Genomic DNA, 18,191 nt, shown 5'->3' on the forward strand with positions numbered 1-18,191 from the left:
AACCAAACTCAATTTTAACAAACTTATTCTATTTTTGAACTTTCATTATTTGATTAATTTTTTCAAACTAGTATACACTGCCAATTCCACATCGGCGTGCGCTTTAGAATTACATTGTTCCAATAAATCACTCATTACCGATGAATTTAAAGATTGTTTTTTTTCTATACCTACTAAAAGTTGTTGTGCTATATCACTTAAGCTTTTTGAAAGTGGTAAAAGCGGCTGAATCAATGGTGCATTGGCACTCAAATCAATCAATTTTGCATTCATATCCACCCATTTTTTTAGAAAATCAGTAACTAAAACTTGATTCTCTAAACTTTTATTTCCTAAATAGCGGTTCACTACTTCATCAAAAGCGATGGCATCATTTGCATCTGGGGTACAGGCATCAGCAAATAAAGTAAAAGGGGAATACATTTGATATTCTGTTCCACCACTATTGCGGGAATATATTTTCAGTGGCTCACAAACATTCGAAAAATCATTTAACGCATCTGTTTTTTGATTGTTACTGATGTTTCTTAAAATTACTTCTTTGTTTCTTAAATGTGTAATTCCAAGTTCTTCTAATCTAAAAGAAACTTCTTTCAATCTTTTGCGTAAGCTATTTAAATCGGTGATATTTTCATCAGACCATAATCTTTCAGCAATTGCAGCTGTTCTTGGCCAAATCCTTGAATCTAAAGTCAAAGGTGTTACCAGTTCGCTCCACATCGTTGCTTCACCACCTAATATTCTTGCTTTTTCTTCTTGAGTAAGAATCGTGTTTTTTGGGATTGGATCATTCAAATAATGGTCTTCAACACCTTGCATCAAATCAATATAATACCCATTTGACAAAACCGTTTTATAGCCATTCTGTGCAGCTGTAATTAACGATTTACCCCCAGGAACTTTTTCATTTGGTCCTTTCCAAGCATGGATAATGGCACTTTTAGACATGTTTTTTGTCATTATTTCTTCCCAACCCATTAATTCTTTATGATGCTTTTTTAGCATCGGGATCAATTGCATGGTAAAATAAGTTTGCAATTCATGATTGTTTGCCAACTTATTTTTCTTCATAAATTCTTGAATTTTAGGATTAGAATCCCAATCTTTCCCTTCGTTTTCATCCCCTCCAATATGAAAATAGCTCCCCGAAAATAAAGGACAAACCTCATCAAATATTTCACTCAATAATTGATACGTTTTAGGGTTTGAAGGATCCAATGTTGGCGAAAAAATTCCGGCATTTCTTTCTAAAGAATAGGATGTTATCCCAGATACCTGCGTTTTGCTTTCAATAGAGTTTGAATTTAAATTCACTACTTTACTGCCTATTTCCGGATAAGCCGTAAGTATTGCCGTTCCATGACCCGGAACATCAATTTCAGGAACTACTAAAATCCCTCGTTCATCAGCATATTTTACAATATTTTTTATTTCTTCTTGGGTATAATAATTCCCATCCGAAGCCATTTCTGTTAATTTTGGATGCTTTTTAAGCTCAATTCTCCAACCTTGATCATCTACTAAATGCCAGTGAAAAACATTCATTTTTACTGCAGCCATCGCATCAAGATTTCTTTTGATAACATCTATTGGCTGAAAATGCCTTGCCACATCAATCATTATTCCTCTCCAGGTAAATCTTGGAAAATCCGTAATCATGGCTGTTGGAAAATAATAAGAAGTGCTATTATTTTGTAACATTTGCAATAGTGTTTCTAAGGCATGAAGCGCTCCAAGATCTGTTGTGGCATTAATTATTATTTTATTAGACTGAATCTCTAATTGATAACTTTCATCTTCATACAAACCTATTTTTCCGTTTTTAACGCAATTTATTTGTAATTCTGCCGTAGGAACTTCATTAATTTTTGTCACAAAACCCTGTTGCAAAAACAATCCTGTTCTACCATCTAATCTTCGCAAAAAATTTGTCGCACCTACAAAAATTCTTGAATTAGGATTACCCGTAATATTTACTTTGAAGTTTTTGCTTAGCGCAAAAGTACCTTGAGTCAAGTTTATGTTTTGAGGCCAAGGCATAAGATCTAATTGTTCTTTTTTTATTTGAGCGTTCGCAATGATGCCAGTGAATAATAGGATTAAAATGTATTTCATATATTTTTTGGGTAATTACAAAGTAGAGAAAAGTATTTGAACACAGTTAGGAACAAATTTTATATGCAGATTTTTCTTTTAATAATTATTAAAAGAAAAATCTGCATATTATTTTATTTAGTAGTCGAAACGCTTGAAAGCTTCGATAGCTTCGTACTCCGCAAGACCTAAATTATCATACAATTTTGCTGTATTCTTATTACGGTCTTCGGCTCTTACCCAGAATTCTCTGGAGTCGTTTCCTTGAAACATCACTCTGTCTTTTTGGGATTGATGGTATAAAATAGCATGTCTTTTTAGTAAAACCTCATCTGGACTTAACGGCACAGCCATATCAATTTCGTGAATATCCCACTCATGCCAAGCGCCTCTATACAACCACAACCAACAATCATTCATGTAAGGCTCCGGTTTCAATTCTTTCATGGCAGCGAAAATGGCGTTAAGACAAACTTCGTGCGTACCGTGAGGATCGGCAAGATCTCCAGCGGCAAAAACTTGATGGGGCTTAATTTTTGCAATTATATCTTTTACGATGGCTATATCTTCAGCGCCTAATGGATTTTTCTTTATTTGCCCTGTTTCATAAAAAGGCATGTCTAAAAAATGGGTATTTTCATCTTTTAATCCAATATATCTTGTTGCAGCATAGGATTCGCGTCGTCTGATAAGCCCTTTTAATTTTCTAACTTCAACAGAATCAATTTGGTTTTCTGTTTTGTTATTTAGAAAATTGATAACCGCTTTAAAATTTATTTTAGTAGCATCGGTGCCTACAAAATCGTTGCACACTTCGGCAAACTTTAATGCTTCATCATCTGTAACCGCTATATTTCCTGAAGTTTGATACACTACATGAACATCATGTCCTTGTTTTATCAATTTTGAAAAAGTTCCTCCCATAGAAATTACATCATCATCTGGATGAGGGCTAAAAAGGATCACTCTTTTCTTAGATGGATTAGCGCGTTCCGGTCTATAAGTATCGTCAGTATTAGGCTTTCCGCCCGGCCATCCCGTAATGGTATGCTGCAATACATTGAACATATTAATATTTAAATCATAAGCGGAACCTTCTAAAGCCAAAAGATCTGACATTCCGTTATTATTGTAATCCCTGTCCGTTAGTTTTAAAATAGACTGATTTGTTTTTTGGCATAGCCAAACAATCGCTTTACTTTTTAATTCTTGATTCCAAATACATTCACCAACCAGCCAAGGCGTTTCAAATCGTGTCAATTCAGAAGCTGCCGATTGATCTAAAACAAAAGTGGTATTCGTGTGATTTTGTAAAAAAGTAGCTGGGACTTCAGAGCTGATATCTCCCTGAATCGTTCTTTTTATAATATCTGCTTTATTTTGGCCCCAAGCCATCAAAACAATTCTTTTAGATCGCAGAATTGTAGACACACCCATGGTGATCGCTCTTTTTGGTACGTTATCGATACCATTAAAATCAGACGAAGCATCGACTCTGGTGATATGGTCCAAAGTAATAATACGCGTTCCTGAATTGATGTGAGAACCTGGCTCATTGAAACCTACGTGTCCGGTACGTCCTATCCCTAATAATTGAAAATCAAGACCGCCAGAATTCCTAATATTCATTTCATAATCAACACAATACTGATTCAAATCTTCGATAGCTACCGTTCCATCAGGAATGTTTACATTTTCAGGTTTTATATCAATATGATTAAACAGATGCTGATGCATGAAATAATGGTAACTCTGATTGTTCTCTTTTGTCATTGGATAATATTCATCCAAATTAAAAGTGATTACATTACTGAAACTAAGTCCTTCCTCTTTATGCATACGTACTAATTCTTCGTACACTTTTATAGGGGAAGAACCAGTAGCCAAACCAAGAACACATGGTTTATTTTTTTCTTGCTTAGATTTGATTAATTGCGCTATTTCTTGAGCAACAATTTTTGAAGCTTCTACCGAATTTTTGAAAATTTCGTTATGAATTTTTTCAAATCTAGTGTCCTCAAATTTACCCACACTTTTATAGCTAATGTCTGGTTTAATTTCTAAAGCATTTTTCATTTTTATTTTTTTTATTCGATTTACTTATTCTAATTGGCAATTGTCTGAATCTCTCTTGCCTTTGACTCTATTTACTTAATCTCGATATAAAACTACCTAAAACGTTTTTTCTTAAAAAATAAAATATACCAACAGTCAAAAGATTTAAACAAACGACATGATTTATTCAATAATGCGTTTTAGAAAAATAGAACTTGTTTTTATAATCTCAATTGTAAATTCTTTAAATTAGAGACTTATCCTTTAAAAAAGAATTTTGATATAAAAAATGGCGTAAATAATAGGAATTACTTACACCATTTTTATTTTCAATCTACAGTTGTCTTTTTAGAAATTCGGTCCGGTAGTATCCCACCAAAGTCTAGTTCCTCCATTATCCGGCCCTCCAAGTTTAGCAATACCCGTAGCTAAACCTCCAGGATTGCCATCTTTTTCAGATTGAGGAAAGTTTACCCTTCTTACACCAAACTCAGTAGTAATTTTTCCTCCACTTGTATTTTTAAGCACTGGAAACAATTTAGGATAACCTGTTCTTCTGTATTCAGTCCATGCTTCCTGCCCTTCCGGGAAATTTGCAATCCATTTTTGAGTAATGATTTTTTGCAATTTTACTTCATTTGTAGCAGCTGCATCCCAAGCAATTGTTACTTTATTTACAGCAATACCATTGTTTACAGCCGATTTAGGATCTACATAATCTTTAGCCATACTTGTATTATCCCCAACATAAGCAACCGAAGAAGCTCCAAAACCATGTTGTTCGAATGAATTAGTGATTCCTGCTTCATACAAATCTTTAGCTGCTCCACCCATGTTCCAGCCTCTTAATGCTCCTTCTGCTCTTAAAAAATATACTTCAGCAGTAGTCATGAAAACCAATTCTTTAGTATCTACAATTTTACCTATAGCAGAAAAATCTTCATGATCTGCTTTAGCGGCAATTTCAATACCGGTACGAATTCCTTTGTATTGTCCGGGAAACTCTACAGATGTATTGAAATACTTTGTAATTCTTGGGTCGTTATATCCACCCATTATTGATTCCATATCAGCAGACATACGAATATCTTTCCAAGCACCACTAATAGTATTTATAGGATTTTTAAATATTGGAGAAGTTATTTTACAAACATCTTCTTTTGTTGTCATTACACCAAATTCATGGCTTACAGCTTTCTCAGCTTGTGTTTTAGCCAAAGTTGGGTTTACTTTCACAATGTGCATAGCCATTCTAAGACGCAATGAATTTGCAAACTTAATCCATTGTTTATAATCCCCTCCGTAAGAAGTAATATCCGTTCCAATAAACCTTGATTTCTCATTCGCTTTAACTCTTGCCTTTAAATCAGCTACAGCTAAATCTAATTCATTGAACATTTGATTGTAAACTTCTTCTTGTGAGTCATATCCAATTATAGCATCAGTCGTTCCAAATTTAGAATAAACTATTGGTCCATACGTATCAGTAACTCTATGCATTGCCTCTACTTTTAGAATCAATGAAACATAATAGAATTCAGGAAATTGGGTTTTTGCTCTTTTTTCAATTTTTAAAGCATTTGCCATTATACTACTATAACCAGCACCCCAAGCAAATCCATTCCAACCATCAATTAGATTATAGGTCGTATTATTTGATCCCGAAGCAAAACCAGTACCAGTTGCCATATATCCTGACCAAATATCTCCTTGCAATCCTTGTTGCAATTGGTATTGCCATTCCGGATTAAGAATAAACACATTATTAAACATTGGAGTAAACAAAGTCTTCACATGATTAATATCTTGCTCTAATTCTGTATCTGTATATCCTCCCGGGTTTGCATTTATATCCTCAAAATTATCTGTACAACTTACTGCGGCGAGTAAGGAAACGCAGATAGCGGTTCTTTTTATTTTATTTAATATCATGATTTTTTTATTAGAAAGTTACATTTAAATTAAGACCGATACTTTTAGTTGACGGCATTCCAAATATATCAACACCCTGTAAACCTTCACCTGTACTTAAAGCAATGTTTGGATCAAAAGGAGCATCTTTGTATATAAAGAATAAGTTTCTAGCGATTAATGACATACTGGCTGATTGTATAAAATGCATTTTTTTAGTATTAAATGTATACCCAATAGCAACCTCTCTTACATTTACATTAGTAGCATTGTAAACATACTCACCAGTAAATCCGTCTCTACCTCCTACTTGCTTGTAATAACTTTTAGCATCATATAATCCTGTATAAGCAGAACCGTCAAAATTAACAGCATTAATAGCTACTCCGCCTGCATTTCTGGCATCTCCTGTAGCTTTAGAAACACCTAATTGATCATTAACAGCTTCAGTTAAACTCATTACGTCTCCACCAAATCTAGCGTCTATAAGTACATTTGCAAAGAAAGATCCAAATTTGAATGAGTTAGAAAATCCTAACATAAAGTCTGGATTAGCATTACCAACCTCTACAAATTCTGTCTTTTGCAATTTACCGTCTTTATCCAATACAATTCTGCCTTGAGCATCTTTAACGATATTTTTCCCTTCAATTACACCAAAAGGTCTTCCTTCAATTAAAGCGTATCTGTAGTTATTTACTCCAGGATCCGTTAAATTAATTCTTCCTCCTAATTCAGCAGGAATTTCTTTTACCTCATTTTTGTTTTGAGAGTAGTTTATCGCAGTATCCCAAGAAAATTTATCTGTTTTAACAACTTTTCCAGACAAAACAATTTCAATTCCTGAATTTTGAATACTACCCGCATTGAAGCCATAATTAGTATAACCAAAAGGATTTGTTGCAGGAGCAGGAACCTGAATATATTGATTTTTAGTTTCTGAAGTATAGTAAGAAGCTTCAATTCCTAATCGATTACCAAAGAATTTCCATTCAGTACCAATTTCAAATTCTGACATCAATTCTGGTTTCAATGATTCTCCAGGTCTTGGTCCAACTGATGGTGGAGATATCACACCTCCTGCAATTGTTGATCTAGGCGAAGTCACGAAAGAGGAGATATCATTACCAACTTGAGCATAAGAAGCACGTACTTTAGCAAAAGAGATAAATTCCGGTAATGTAGTCATCTCACTAATAATCCCTGTAACACCTACAGATGGATAAAAGAAAGATAGATTATCAGTATTAACTAATGTTGAAGACCAGTCGTTTCTTCCTGTAACATCAAGATATAAGTAATTTTTATACCCAAAAGTAGCAGCCGCAAAAACAGATTGTACTTCTTTACTGGAACCTAATGTTTGAGTATTCCCAGCATTATTAACAAAATTACCCAGAGTAAACCAGTTTGCATACGCTAAACCACCATTTGATGAATCTAAAGTGGTAGCAAGATTACCTTGTGTATTAGTAATACTTGTTCCAATGTTAGCAGTAAAACTAAAATCATCATTAAATTTAGTATTAATAGTAGCGATTAAATCGCCATATCTTTGAGTGCTTAAGCTATTAATATTAATATATCTTCCCGTTGAAGGTGCAAGTGTACCTTGAGTAGAAGCATATATTTTTTTATCAAAACCACTTTCAATACGATTGTAACTGTATCTCGAAGCAATACTCAACCAATTATTAACTTTATAGTCTAATCCAAGAGCGCCATCAAAAAATTGGTTAGTATCTTCTGAAGCGTTTCTTTTGATTGCCCAATATGGATTTTGTAAATAATCGTTATCAGTCATCCAATTTTGAACCATAAGATTTCTTACTGGATCAAACTTTTCAAAATTAGTTGCGTAAAAATCAAAATCATTTCCTCTTGGCATAGTGTAAACACCTGTTAAAGGATTAAAATACAAACCATTAACAGGTTTATTATTTATCGATTGACTCGTATAGTTTGCTCTAGCACTTACGCTCAATTTATCCCCAAAAAACTTTCCAGTTTGTTGAATACCAAAATTATTTTTCTTCAAACTATTCCCTTCAATAATTCCTGAAGCAGTTGTATTTGCATACGATATACTAGTAGAAGCTACAGCAGAACCTGTAGTAAATGCTAAAGATGTAATTTGAGTATTTCCAGTTCTAAAAAAATCTTCTACATGATCAACAGAAGATCCTTTTGCTCCCCATGTTTCATTAGATTTAGCTACAGCTACATATTCATTTTGAAATTTAGGCAAATAAGCAGCCGTTTCAAAAGTAGTTACTGATGAGGCTTTAAAATTAGACTTTCCTTCTTTAGCTTTTTTAGAAGTTAATAAAATTACGCCATTAGCCCCCTGACTACCATACAAAGCAGAAGCAGAAGCCCCTTTTAATACAGTCATACCTTCATAGTCATCTGAATTCAAAAGAGAAACAACATCTCCACCGTCACGGTTACCACCAACTAAACTTCCAAATGAATCATTCGGTTGTCCGGAAGTAGCATTATACAAAGGTATTCCATCAATAACATAAAGAGGTTGGTTATTCGTTACAGAAGAGTTCCCACGAATAACAACTTTAGTAGAACCTCCAGTTCCTCCAGCGCTTTTTGTAACAGCAACACCCGCAATTTTACCGGCAATAGTGTTGATAATGTTAGCATCTTTCACACGGGTTAATTCTTCTCCTTTTAATTCTTGTGCAGAATAGGTAAGTGATTTTCTGGTTTTCTTGATACCAAGAGAAGTAACCACTACTTCAGTAAGAGCGGTCGAGGATGCTTCTTTCAATTGTACTTTGATACTATTATCATCACCAACTACTACATTTTGGGTTTCATATCCCATATAAGAGATTACCAAAGTTTTCCCCTTTTGTGCTTCAATAGAAAAATTACCGTCAAAATCTGTGATGGTTCCTTTTGATTCCCCTTTTACGGCAATAGACGCTCCAGGCATTGGTGCCCCGACAGCATCGGTTACTGAGCCTTTGACAGTTTTCACCTGGGCAAGGGTAACTTGCGTAGTGAAAACAATCATAAAGATTAAGATAATTTGTTTCATGTTTATTTATTTTTGTTAGTTATGATGTAAACTTATTTGTTAAGATATTCTTAAAAAAAAAAATTATACAAACAGCTAAAAATTTTATACAATCAACATAATTGTTTCAATGATGCGTTATTTTCGAAAAAAACAGTGCCATTTTATTCAAAATTTTAAACCAACGACATGATTTCTTCAACAATATGTATTTTTAAAGTCGTTTATATGTTAAATTCATATTATTCCGGATTTTTTTGCAAAAAAAACTCATTTATATTTTCAAATTGTTTAAAGTTGCAGAATAAATGGCACCTGATTTATGGTTTATTAAAGGTGATTTAATTCTTTTCAAAAAGTGAATCCAATCAAAAAAATAAAATTCGACATCAAACTTCAACATCATATTTGGTTTTGGGGCGTGTTTTTTTTAGTGAATTTTCTACGTTGGGGAGCTTATTTTAATGATTATATGTATTCTTTAAAATCAAATTTGCTTGAATTTTCACTTCATATCCCATTGGTATACTTCAATACATTTGTCCTGATACCTCGTTACATCATGGCTTCCAAATATTACAAATATACCCTAGCCTTATTATTGTGTTTGGCTATCGTTTATTTTTTAAGAACCGAATTAACATACTATTTTATTACACAAAATGTCTTTCCTGAAGCCAACAGAGAATACAGCCCCTTTGAAATCAATCATATTGTTGCGGTAGTCATCGGCGAAATTTATGTTTTAGCCATTGCGTCCTCAGCCTTTTTTACTTTGACCTGGCTAAAAGAAAGAGAGCGAAATTTAGTTATGCGAAATAATCAGTCTAAAATGAAATTAAAATATCTGAAAAACCAAATTCAGCCGCATTTTTTCTTCAATACTTTAAACAATCTTTATGCTTTATCCTTAGAATCTTCAGATAGAGTTCCTGATGTAATCATAAAGCTTTCAAAATTGATGGAGTACGTATTGTATGATGTCAAAGGAACCAAATTTGTCCCATTGATGAAGGAAATTGAATACATCCAAAATTATATAGAAATAGAAAAACTTCGTTTTGAAAACGTGGAAGTGGCCATAAATCTGGAATCAAACATTGAGGATGCCAAAGTTCCGCCATTACTTTTCATTTCACTGATAGAAAATGCCTTTAAACACGGAGGGGTAAACAATAAAAAACTTAAAATTAAAATCAATTATAAAGTTATTGATGGCGCTATATTACAATTCGAAATATTAAATAATTTTGTACTTTCACCAACTATAAAAAGCAAAAAAGGAATTGGTTTAATAAATACTAAAAAGAGATTGAAATTAATTTTTCAAAATAATTTCAAACTGGAACAAAAAGTAAAGTTCAATTATTATATCATCCGTTTGCAAATACCTATTGAAAATGAAGATTAAATGTGTTTTGATTGATGATGAACCGTTAGCTACAAAAGTCCTCCTAAATTATTTCACTAATTTTTCGGACTTTGAAATTATTGGAACATTTTACAACCCTATAGAAGCACTTGAATTTATAAATAACAACACTATTGATGTTGTATTTTTAGATATACATATGCCTGTGATGACTGGATTTGAATTGATTAAATTAATTGAATATAAAACTAAAATCGTCATTACCACCGCTTTTAGGGAGTTTGCAGCCGAAAGTTATGAACTGGACGTTTTAGACTATCTGGTTAAACCCATACCATTACCCCGATTTATTAAATGCATTCATAAAATTGAAGCCGAGTTCAATTTAAAAAATAACATCAAAATTGAAAGCCATCGAATCGAACCTTACATTTTTATCAAAGTAGATAAAAAAATGATTAAAATCACGCTCGATGAAATCCTGTTTATCGAAGGAATGAAAGAATACATAAAGGTCGTAACTACTGACAAAACCTATATAACACATAAATCATTAACCTCATTATCCGAAGAATTGCCTTTGGATCGATTTATGAGAATTCATAAATCCTATACTATAGCGATTGATAAAGTAAAATCTATAGAGGGAAATCGAATTCAAATACTTTCATATACCTTACCCATTGGGCGAAATTACAGTAAAGAGGTAAAAAGTAAAATTTTAGAATAACTTGTGTCTTCAATTTTTGAAACCAAATAAAACACATTGTTGAACAAATAGTGTTGTTTGTTTAAATTTAACAATATTTGTTATAAATTATTTTTTTCTAAAATACGTAACAAATATATTTACGGTCTTGCAGCAAAAAAAAGAAATAATTAAATTAAAAAAAAACCAAAAAAAAATTATGAATTCAGAAAATTTGCAAACCAAATGGGGACAATTTATTCCTTTAGCCACCGTATTCTTCTTTTGGGGATTTGTTGCAGCAAGCAACGACATTTTAATCCCCGTTTTCAAAACTGCTTTTAACTTATCACAAGGAGAAAGCCAATTAGTATCTCTTGCTTTTTACATTGCTTACACTGTAGGTTCATTGATATATATGGGAATTTCCTATTTAATGAAAGAAGATTTAGTAAACAAAATAGGATATAAAAATGGTTTATCATTAGGACTGGCTATTTCTGCTTTGGGTACATTATTGTTTTATCCAGCGGCAAACACAGGTTCTTTTCCATTAATGTTATCTGGCTTATTTATAGTAGCACTAGGGTTTTCTTTACAGCAAACTGTTGCCAATCCATTGGCTATTGCATTGGGACCTGTTACAACTGGTTCTCAACGTTTGACTATGGCTGGTGGAATTAATAATCTTGGAACTACAATTGGTCCATTAATCGTGAGTTTTGCTATATTTGGTTCTAATACAGGTGGTACATCAGAAATGAGTATAGAGAGTGTCAAAATCCCTTATTTAGTATTAGGATTGGCTTTCTTACTTGTAGCCATATTATTAAAATTTTCTTCTTTACCGGACAAACCAGCATTGGTAGTTGAAGATGAGAATAACGAAAGTGGAATTTCAAGAAAATCAGCTTTACAATATCCACAATTAGTTCTGGGAATGATTGCTATATTTTTATATGTAGGGGTTGAAGTTTCAACTGCCAGTAACCTTCCTGCTTATATGGAAAGTAAACTAGGATTTTTGACCCAAGATGTTGCGCCTTATATCTCCTTATATTGGGCCAGTTTAATGATTGGTCGTTGGACTGGAGCTGTTGAAGCCTTTACAAGCGATATGAGTTTACAAAAAATACTTCGTTTTATTGCACCTTATTTAGCATTTGGAGTTTTCTTGGCAGTTAATGCAATAGCAAAACACGATCTAACTCCTTTCTATATCTACGGATTAGTTATTCTGGTATTAATTGCAGCCGATATTGCCAGTAAAGGAAATCCGGCAAGAATGTTACTTATCTTTTCAGTCTTAGGAATTATTGCTCTTTTAATAGGAATGACTACAAACGGGATGGTAAGTGTGTATGCATTTACAAGTGTTGGTTTATTTTGTAGTACACTTTGGCCTTGTATCTTTACTTTAGCGGTTAGCGGATTAGGAAAAAATACCAGCCAAGGAAGTAGCTTCTTGATTATGATGATTATGGGTGGAGGAGTTATCAGTTGGTTACAAGGATTTGTTTCTGAAAGCATCGGAATCCAAAGTAGTTATATAATTGGTGTTCTTTGTTTTGCTTATTTGGCTTTTTACGCTTGGAAAGTAAGTGGAATTCTTAAAATACAAGGAATCAGTTTTGATAAAAAAATATCCGGAGGACATTAAGATTTTTGATTGCTGATTAATGATTTTAGATTAACGATTGTTATACTATCTAATTACAAAGCATTCTTAAATACTAAATACCGAAACAAAAAAACTCCCATTTTGCTAAGCATAATGGGAGTTTTTATTTATACCGAAATCTAAAATCAGAAATCGTTACCCGAGCCTGAAAGGCGAACAGGCGAAGCAATCTGCAATCTCAAATCTATTTATTTCCTTTCTCGAAATCAGCAACAAACTGTGCCAATCCAATATCAGTCAAAGGGTGTTTCAATAATCCGTAAATTGCAGAAAGTGGTCCAGTCATAACGTCAGCACCAATTTTTGCACAGTTTACAATGTGCATCGTGTGACGAACTGAAGCAGCAAGAATTTGAGTTTCATAACCGTAGTTATCATAAATCAATCTGATTTCTTCAATCAAAGCCAAACCGTCTGTAGATACATCATCCAAACGACCAATGAATGGAGAAACATAAGTAGCTCCAGCTTTTGCAGCCAATAAAGCCTGACCAGCAGAAAATACTAAAGTCACGTTCGTTTTTATTCCTTTATCAGAAAAGTATTTAGCTGCCATAACTCCTTCTTTAGTCATAGGCAATTTTACCACGATTTGCTCATGTAAATCAGCTAATTCTTCACCTTCTTTAATCATTCCGTCGTAATCCAAAGCATTAACTTCGGCACTTACATCTCCATCAACAAGATTACAAATATCAACATAATGCTTCAAAATGCTATTTTTACCCGTAATTCCCTCTTTTGCCATCAATGTTGGATTTGTAGTAACGCCATCCAAAACGCCTAATGCCTGTGCTTCCTTAATTTGAGCTAAATTAGCCGTGTCAATAAAAAACTTCATAATATATCTATTTAATTGTGTGTTTTATAATTTTGATCCTTTCAGGGTTTAAAACCCTGAAAGGATTTGTTCTAAATTCGGTGCAAAATTACAACTTATAATGATTCATAAGCATTTTTTCATATACTTTATCCGGTAAAATTCTCTTCAATACAATTGATAATTTTTGCATAAAAGCACCCACTTTATAATGAATTTTAGGTTCAGGAGTTTGGATAATTTTATATACCGCTTCTGCCATTTCATAAGGATTACTGCCACTGTCCACATGTTCATCCATAGTTTTTAATGTATTTCCATAAGGGCTTTCGTAAGCAGAACCTTTTATGACTGGAGCATGAAAACGTCCCGAAGCAATATTTGTAGCAAAATCACCCGGAGCAACATTCGTAATATGAATGCCAAAGGATTTCACTTCCATGCGCAACGCTTCCGTTATAAGTTCAAGAGCACCTTTAGAAGCTGAATAAACACTTCGGTATGGCAAACCCATATATGCGGCAATAGAAGTAACATTAATAATCAATCCCGATTGTTGTGTCCGCATTTGTGGCAACACCGCTTTCATCACTTCAATTGGACCGAAGAAATTAGTCTCAAAATTATTTTTGATTTCATGCATTGGAATTTCTTCCAGCGGTCCAGTAATTCCAACACCTGCATTATTGATTACAACATCCAATCTTCCTGAAATAGCAATTACTTTGGCTACAGCCGTATGAATCGAATCCGTATCCCGAACATCTAAAGCGACCAATGGAAAAACCGAATTTAAAACTCGTTCCGGATTTCTGCTTGTTCCATAAACAACAAAACCTTTTTGATGTAAAAACTCGCCAATAGATTTTCCTATTCCCGATGAACCTCCTGTAATTAGAACTACTTTACTCATTATTATAGTTATGGGTTATGAATTAATGGGTTATGAATTAATGGGTTATGGACTCCAACTCCTAACCTTTAACTCCTAACCTCTTACTTAGAATTGTCCAAAAATAAAAAAATCCTCCCGAAGGAAGACTACTTTTGTAAGAAATAAAAAAATGGCAAGCGACCTACATCGCACCGCTCAACCACGTACCCTTGCTATGTTCCCATCCTGGGGGAGTCTGCAGGAGCTGGTCGTGTAGGACTTGCCGGTGCAAATATACAAACTTTTTATATTTTTGCAAGTGCTTTGCACCTATTAAAATAACGTTGTATATTGGGGTATTCAAATTTTACACTATGAAAAACTATAACATACTATCTATCATTTTATTAGAAACCTTACTGGTTAATTGTGGAGATACAAAAAAAGGTGAAAATTCTTTATTTACCTTTGATAATTCTAAATTCAAGGAGCAATACCAGCCTCAAGAAGCGCTTTCTTTGGAAATTTTGAACTCCAATTCAAAAACTATCGACAGCATTATTTACTATGTAAATGATAAAAAAATTGGTTCAAAAAAGGGAGTTGGTGCATTCACTTTTGAATTAAAGAATCAAAAATTAGGCTACCAAAACCTAAAGGCTTTAGTTTATTATGAGGGACAAAACTCAGAAGCTACCACAAGAGTGGAATTAGTTTCTAATATTCATCCAAAATTATTAAAATATACGATTGTCAATACGTATCCTCACGACACGGCTTCTTTCACCCAAGGTTTAGAATTCTACAAAGACACTTTATATGAGAGTACGGGACAAAATGGAACATCTCATTTCCGAAAATACGATTATAAGACAGGAAAAATCTTTAAACAAGTTGATTTAGATAAAGCTTATTTTGGAGAAGGAATTTCTATACTGAATGATCAAATATTTCAATTGACATGGACCGAAAAAACAGGTTTTATCTATAATGCAAACACTTTAAAACTTGAAAAAACCTTTACTTATGATAAAGACATTCAAGGCTGGGGGTTGACAAATGACGGTAAATACTTATACCAATCAGATGGAACCGAAAAAATTTGGAAAATGGATCCAAAAACACTTAAAATAGTAGACAATATCAATGTTTATACAACTAGTACTAAAATAAAAAGTGTAAACGAGCTGGAGTGGATTAATGGTCTAATCTATGGTAACATTTGGCAAAAAGATGCAATTGCTATCATAAACCCTATAAATGGCGCAGTAGAAGCGGTATTAGATTTGTCTAGTTTAAGAAAATTAGTAAAAGTTACCGAAGACGACTTTTTAAACGGAATTGCCTACAATCCTAAAACAAAAACCATTTTTGTAACCGGTAAAAACTGGGATAAAATGTTTGAAATCAAAGTTTCAGAATAATTTTTATATAAATGACAACGCTAATTATAAATATCAAAGAATTACTTCAGGTTCGGGAAACATCAGTTTCTAAAGTTTCCGGCGCAGAAATGCCTATTCTTCCAACGATCAAAAATGCCTATTTAGTAATTAAAGACAATATAATTGCTGATTTTGGTTCTATGGAGAATTTACCTCCAATACATGCTGACAAAACGATTGATGCAACCGGAAAAATGGTTTTGCCCTCTTGGTGCGACAGTCATACGCATATTGTATATGCCGGTAATCGCGAACAGGAATTTGTAGATCGAATCAATGGCATGACCTATGAAGAAATTGCCAATCGTGGCGGTGGAATCTTAAATTCAGCTAAAAAATTGAATGAAACGACTGAAGAAGAAATCTACAACCAATCCAAAGCTAGACTCGAAGAAGTCATGCGTTTAGGAACCGGAGCCGTTGAAATCAAATCGGGATATGGATTGACAATAGAAGGAGAACTAAAAATGCTTCGCGTGATTCAACGATTAGCTCAAAACTATCCAATAACTATAAAAGCAACCTTTCTTGGAGCTCATGCTTTTCCATTGGAATATGCAACAAACCACAAAGGTTATATAGATTTAATCATCAACGAAATGCTTCCTGAAATTGCAAAACATAAACTGGCAGACTTCATCGATGCATTTTGTGAAACCGGTTATTTTACTGTTGATGAAACCCAACAAATCATGGAAGCTGGAATTAAATTTGGCTTAAAGCCAAAAATCCATGTCAATCAGTTCAACTCCATTGGAGGAATTCAAGCTGGAGTAAAATACAATGCCCTTTCTGTAGACCATTTAGAAGTTATGAAACCGGAAGATATTGAAGCTTTAAAAAACACCGAAACAATGCCTGTCGCTTTGCCTTCGTGTTCCTATTTTTTAAGTATTCCGTATACACCAGCACGAGAAATGATAGCGGCCGGACTTCCTCTCGCTCTCGCAACCGATTACAATCCTGGTTCTACTCCATCGGGAAACATGAATTTTGTAGTGGCAACCGCTTGCATCAAAATGAAAATGACTCCCGAAGAAGCCATAAATGCCGCCACTATAAACGGAGCCTACGCAATGGGAATTTCAGAAACCCACGGAAGCATAACTGTTGGCAAAAAAGCAAATCTAATACTAACAAAACCTATTCCATCCTACTATCAATTACCGTATGCTTTTGGCAGTAATCTAATTGACACTGTATTGATCGAAGGTGAAATTTTTGCATAAAAAAAGAGGAACATTACGTTCCTCTTTTTTATTTTGTACTATTGCCTGCTCTTATCTTAAAACAAAACTTGTTTTAGAAACCAATATATCTCTATCAAAAATATTGATAAAATACGTTCCTTTAGCAAAATCTTTTCCTTTTAAATCCTCAGAAACTTGAATTGTTTTGTTTTCATATTTAACATTCGTTAAAAAACTGTATGTTAAAGTATTTTCTCCAAAAGTCTCCGTTTTTTTATCGCCTAAAACATTGTTTTTACTGTCAATTACTTGAACATAATATGTTTTATCACCAGATTTAGCAATTTGATTTTCAGCAATTGTAAAATTAACTCTAAGAACGTCAGCTCTGCTCGCTTTATCAGTTTCGATTTGTTTACCAGAACTTCTTAATTTAAAAGCAGATCCTCTAGTGTTTAAAACCGTCAATTTTGAACCAATTTCAACCGCTTTTGCCAATTCTTCATTTTGACCAGTTAATGCTTCTACATTCTTTTTAGTCTCTCCTAATACCACAACCGTACTATCACGTTGCGTAGTAAGTGTTGTATTTGCCTTTTTCAACCCATCATTTTCAGCCATTAAAACCTTCATGTTTCCTTGCAAAGCATTGAATTGGTTTTTGTATTTTGACAATGAAGCTACATCGCCTTTAGATTTACTCAAATCAGACATTAAGTTTACCACTTTATCTCTTTCCTGAATCAATTCATCAGACATTGATGTGTTTTCTGCAATTGCAGCATCATACGTTGACTTTAATTCTTGTAAGTCTTTCATAACTGATTCTTTTTCAGTCATTGTGGTTTTCAATTCTGTTTTTACGATCTCTGTGTCAGAAGTCATTTTAAAAATATAAACTAAACTTCCCACTAATAAAATAGCTAATACTGCTACAACCGCTTTAAGACTTGAACTGCTTTTTTGATTTTCCATCTTTCTAATTTAATTTAATTTATTTTACAAATTTAACAATATATAACCA

Annotated in this window: 12 protein-coding genes and 1 other RNA gene; 5 read left to right on the forward strand and 8 right to left on the reverse strand. The window is 33.4% G+C overall.

Annotation, left to right across the window (positions count from 1 at the left end):
• Positions 1-45: 45 nt before the first annotated feature.
• The 4 genes from ACNQGX_RS08460 to ACNQGX_RS08475 form a co-directional block, all read right to left on the reverse strand.
• Positions 46-2,115: a beta-N-acetylhexosaminidase gene (locus tag ACNQGX_RS08460; protein ID WP_417975472.1), complete on the reverse strand. Its 2,070-nt coding sequence runs from the start codon at positions 2,113-2,115 to the stop codon at positions 46-48.
• 117 nt (positions 2,116-2,232) lie between these two features.
• Positions 2,233-4,170, reverse strand: a complete 1,938-nt coding sequence (gene nagB, locus ACNQGX_RS08465) for a glucosamine-6-phosphate deaminase (protein ID WP_417975473.1) — start codon at positions 4,168-4,170, stop codon at positions 2,233-2,235.
• A 327-nt stretch (positions 4,171-4,497) separates the two neighbouring features.
• Positions 4,498-6,081 carry a RagB/SusD family nutrient uptake outer membrane protein gene (locus ACNQGX_RS08470; RefSeq protein WP_417975474.1) on the reverse strand — a complete coding sequence of 528 codons (1,584 nt, stop codon included), beginning with the start codon at positions 6,079-6,081 and terminating at the stop codon, positions 4,498-4,500.
• Positions 6,082-6,091: 10 nt separating this feature from the next.
• On the reverse strand, positions 6,092-9,118 hold the full coding sequence (locus ACNQGX_RS08475; RefSeq protein ID WP_417975475.1) for a SusC/RagA family TonB-linked outer membrane protein: 3,027 nt from the start codon (positions 9,116-9,118) through the stop codon (positions 6,092-6,094).
• A gap of 337 nt (positions 9,119-9,455) precedes the next feature.
• Between ACNQGX_RS08475 and ACNQGX_RS08480 the strand changes: the two genes are divergently transcribed.
• The 3 genes from ACNQGX_RS08480 (at position 9,456) to ACNQGX_RS08490 (ending at position 12,817) form a co-directional block, all read left to right on the forward strand.
• Positions 9,456-10,508 carry a sensor histidine kinase gene (locus ACNQGX_RS08480; RefSeq protein ID WP_417975476.1) on the forward strand — a complete coding sequence of 351 codons (1,053 nt, stop codon included), beginning with the start codon at positions 9,456-9,458 and terminating at the stop codon, positions 10,506-10,508.
• Entirely contained in the window at positions 10,498-11,199 is a 702-nt protein-coding gene (locus ACNQGX_RS08485) for a LytR/AlgR family response regulator transcription factor (RefSeq protein ID WP_417975477.1), read from the forward strand. The genes ACNQGX_RS08480 and ACNQGX_RS08485 overlap by 11 nt, the downstream gene beginning before the upstream one ends.
• Before the next feature lie 178 nt (positions 11,200-11,377).
• A complete protein-coding gene (locus tag ACNQGX_RS08490; protein WP_417975478.1) occupies positions 11,378-12,817 on the forward strand; it encodes an MFS transporter in 1,440 nt (479 codons plus the stop codon).
• 205 nt (positions 12,818-13,022) lie between these two features.
• Here the strand turns inward: ACNQGX_RS08490 and fsa are convergent, their stop codons facing one another.
• From fsa to ffs, 3 genes are all read right to left on the reverse strand, one after another.
• Positions 13,023-13,679, reverse strand: a complete 657-nt coding sequence (fsa, locus tag ACNQGX_RS08495) for a fructose-6-phosphate aldolase (RefSeq protein WP_131915931.1) — start codon at positions 13,677-13,679, stop codon at positions 13,023-13,025.
• Positions 13,680-13,767: 88 nt separating this feature from the next.
• A complete protein-coding gene (locus ACNQGX_RS08500) occupies positions 13,768-14,571 on the reverse strand; it encodes an SDR family oxidoreductase (protein ID WP_417975479.1) in 804 nt (267 codons plus the stop codon).
• A gap of 149 nt (positions 14,572-14,720) precedes the next feature.
• Positions 14,721-14,818, reverse strand: an RNA gene (gene ffs, locus ACNQGX_RS08505) — signal recognition particle sRNA small type.
• 88 nt (positions 14,819-14,906) lie between these two features.
• Here ffs and ACNQGX_RS08510 point away from each other — a divergent pair.
• Together ACNQGX_RS08510 and hutI are read left to right on the forward strand one after the other, a co-directional pair.
• Entirely contained in the window at positions 14,907-15,956 is a 1,050-nt protein-coding gene (locus ACNQGX_RS08510; protein ID WP_417975480.1) for a glutaminyl-peptide cyclotransferase, read from the forward strand.
• An 11-nt stretch (positions 15,957-15,967) separates the two neighbouring features.
• Positions 15,968-17,206 carry an imidazolonepropionase gene (gene hutI / locus ACNQGX_RS08515; RefSeq protein ID WP_417975481.1) on the forward strand — a complete coding sequence of 413 codons (1,239 nt, stop codon included), beginning with the start codon at positions 15,968-15,970 and terminating at the stop codon, positions 17,204-17,206.
• A gap of 51 nt (positions 17,207-17,257) precedes the next feature.
• Here the strand turns inward: hutI and ACNQGX_RS08520 are convergent, their stop codons facing one another.
• Positions 17,258-18,142, reverse strand: coding sequence for a hypothetical protein (locus ACNQGX_RS08520; RefSeq protein WP_131915924.1), 885 nt, complete (start codon positions 18,140-18,142; stop codon positions 17,258-17,260).
• Positions 18,143-18,191: the final 49 nt, after the last annotated feature.

Source organism: Flavobacterium glycogeni, assembly GCF_048286775.1.
Lineage (GTDB): Bacteria > Bacteroidota > Bacteroidia > Flavobacteriales > Flavobacteriaceae > Flavobacterium.

Bases quoted from the DNA above. Each gene is read 5' to 3' on its own strand.
- ACNQGX_RS08460 (WP_417975472.1), bottom strand. From the start codon at position 2,115: ATGAAATACATTTTAATCCTATTATTCACTGGCATCATTGCGAACGCT.
- nagB (WP_417975473.1), bottom strand. From the start codon at position 4,170: ATGAAAAATGCTTTAGAAATTAAACCAGACATTAGCTATAAAAGTGTG.
- ACNQGX_RS08470 (WP_417975474.1), bottom strand. From the start codon at position 6,081: ATGATATTAAATAAAATAAAAAGAACCGCTATCTGCGTTTCCTTACTC.
- ACNQGX_RS08475 (WP_417975475.1), bottom strand. From the start codon at position 9,118: ATGAAACAAATTATCTTAATCTTTATGATTGTTTTCACTACGCAAGTT.
- ACNQGX_RS08485 (WP_417975477.1), top strand. From the start codon at position 10,498: ATGAAGATTAAATGTGTTTTGATTGATGATGAACCGTTAGCTACAAAA.
- ACNQGX_RS08490 (WP_417975478.1), top strand. From the start codon at position 11,378: ATGAATTCAGAAAATTTGCAAACCAAATGGGGACAATTTATTCCTTTA.
- fsa (WP_131915931.1), bottom strand. From the start codon at position 13,679: ATGAAGTTTTTTATTGACACGGCTAATTTAGCTCAAATTAAGGAAGCA.
- ACNQGX_RS08500 (WP_417975479.1), bottom strand. From the start codon at position 14,571: ATGAGTAAAGTAGTTCTAATTACAGGAGGTTCATCGGGAATAGGAAAA.
- ACNQGX_RS08510 (WP_417975480.1), top strand. From the start codon at position 14,907: ATGAAAAACTATAACATACTATCTATCATTTTATTAGAAACCTTACTG.
- hutI (WP_417975481.1), top strand. From the start codon at position 15,968: ATGACAACGCTAATTATAAATATCAAAGAATTACTTCAGGTTCGGGAA.
- ACNQGX_RS08520 (WP_131915924.1), bottom strand. From the start codon at position 18,142: ATGGAAAATCAAAAAAGCAGTTCAAGTCTTAAAGCGGTTGTAGCAGTA.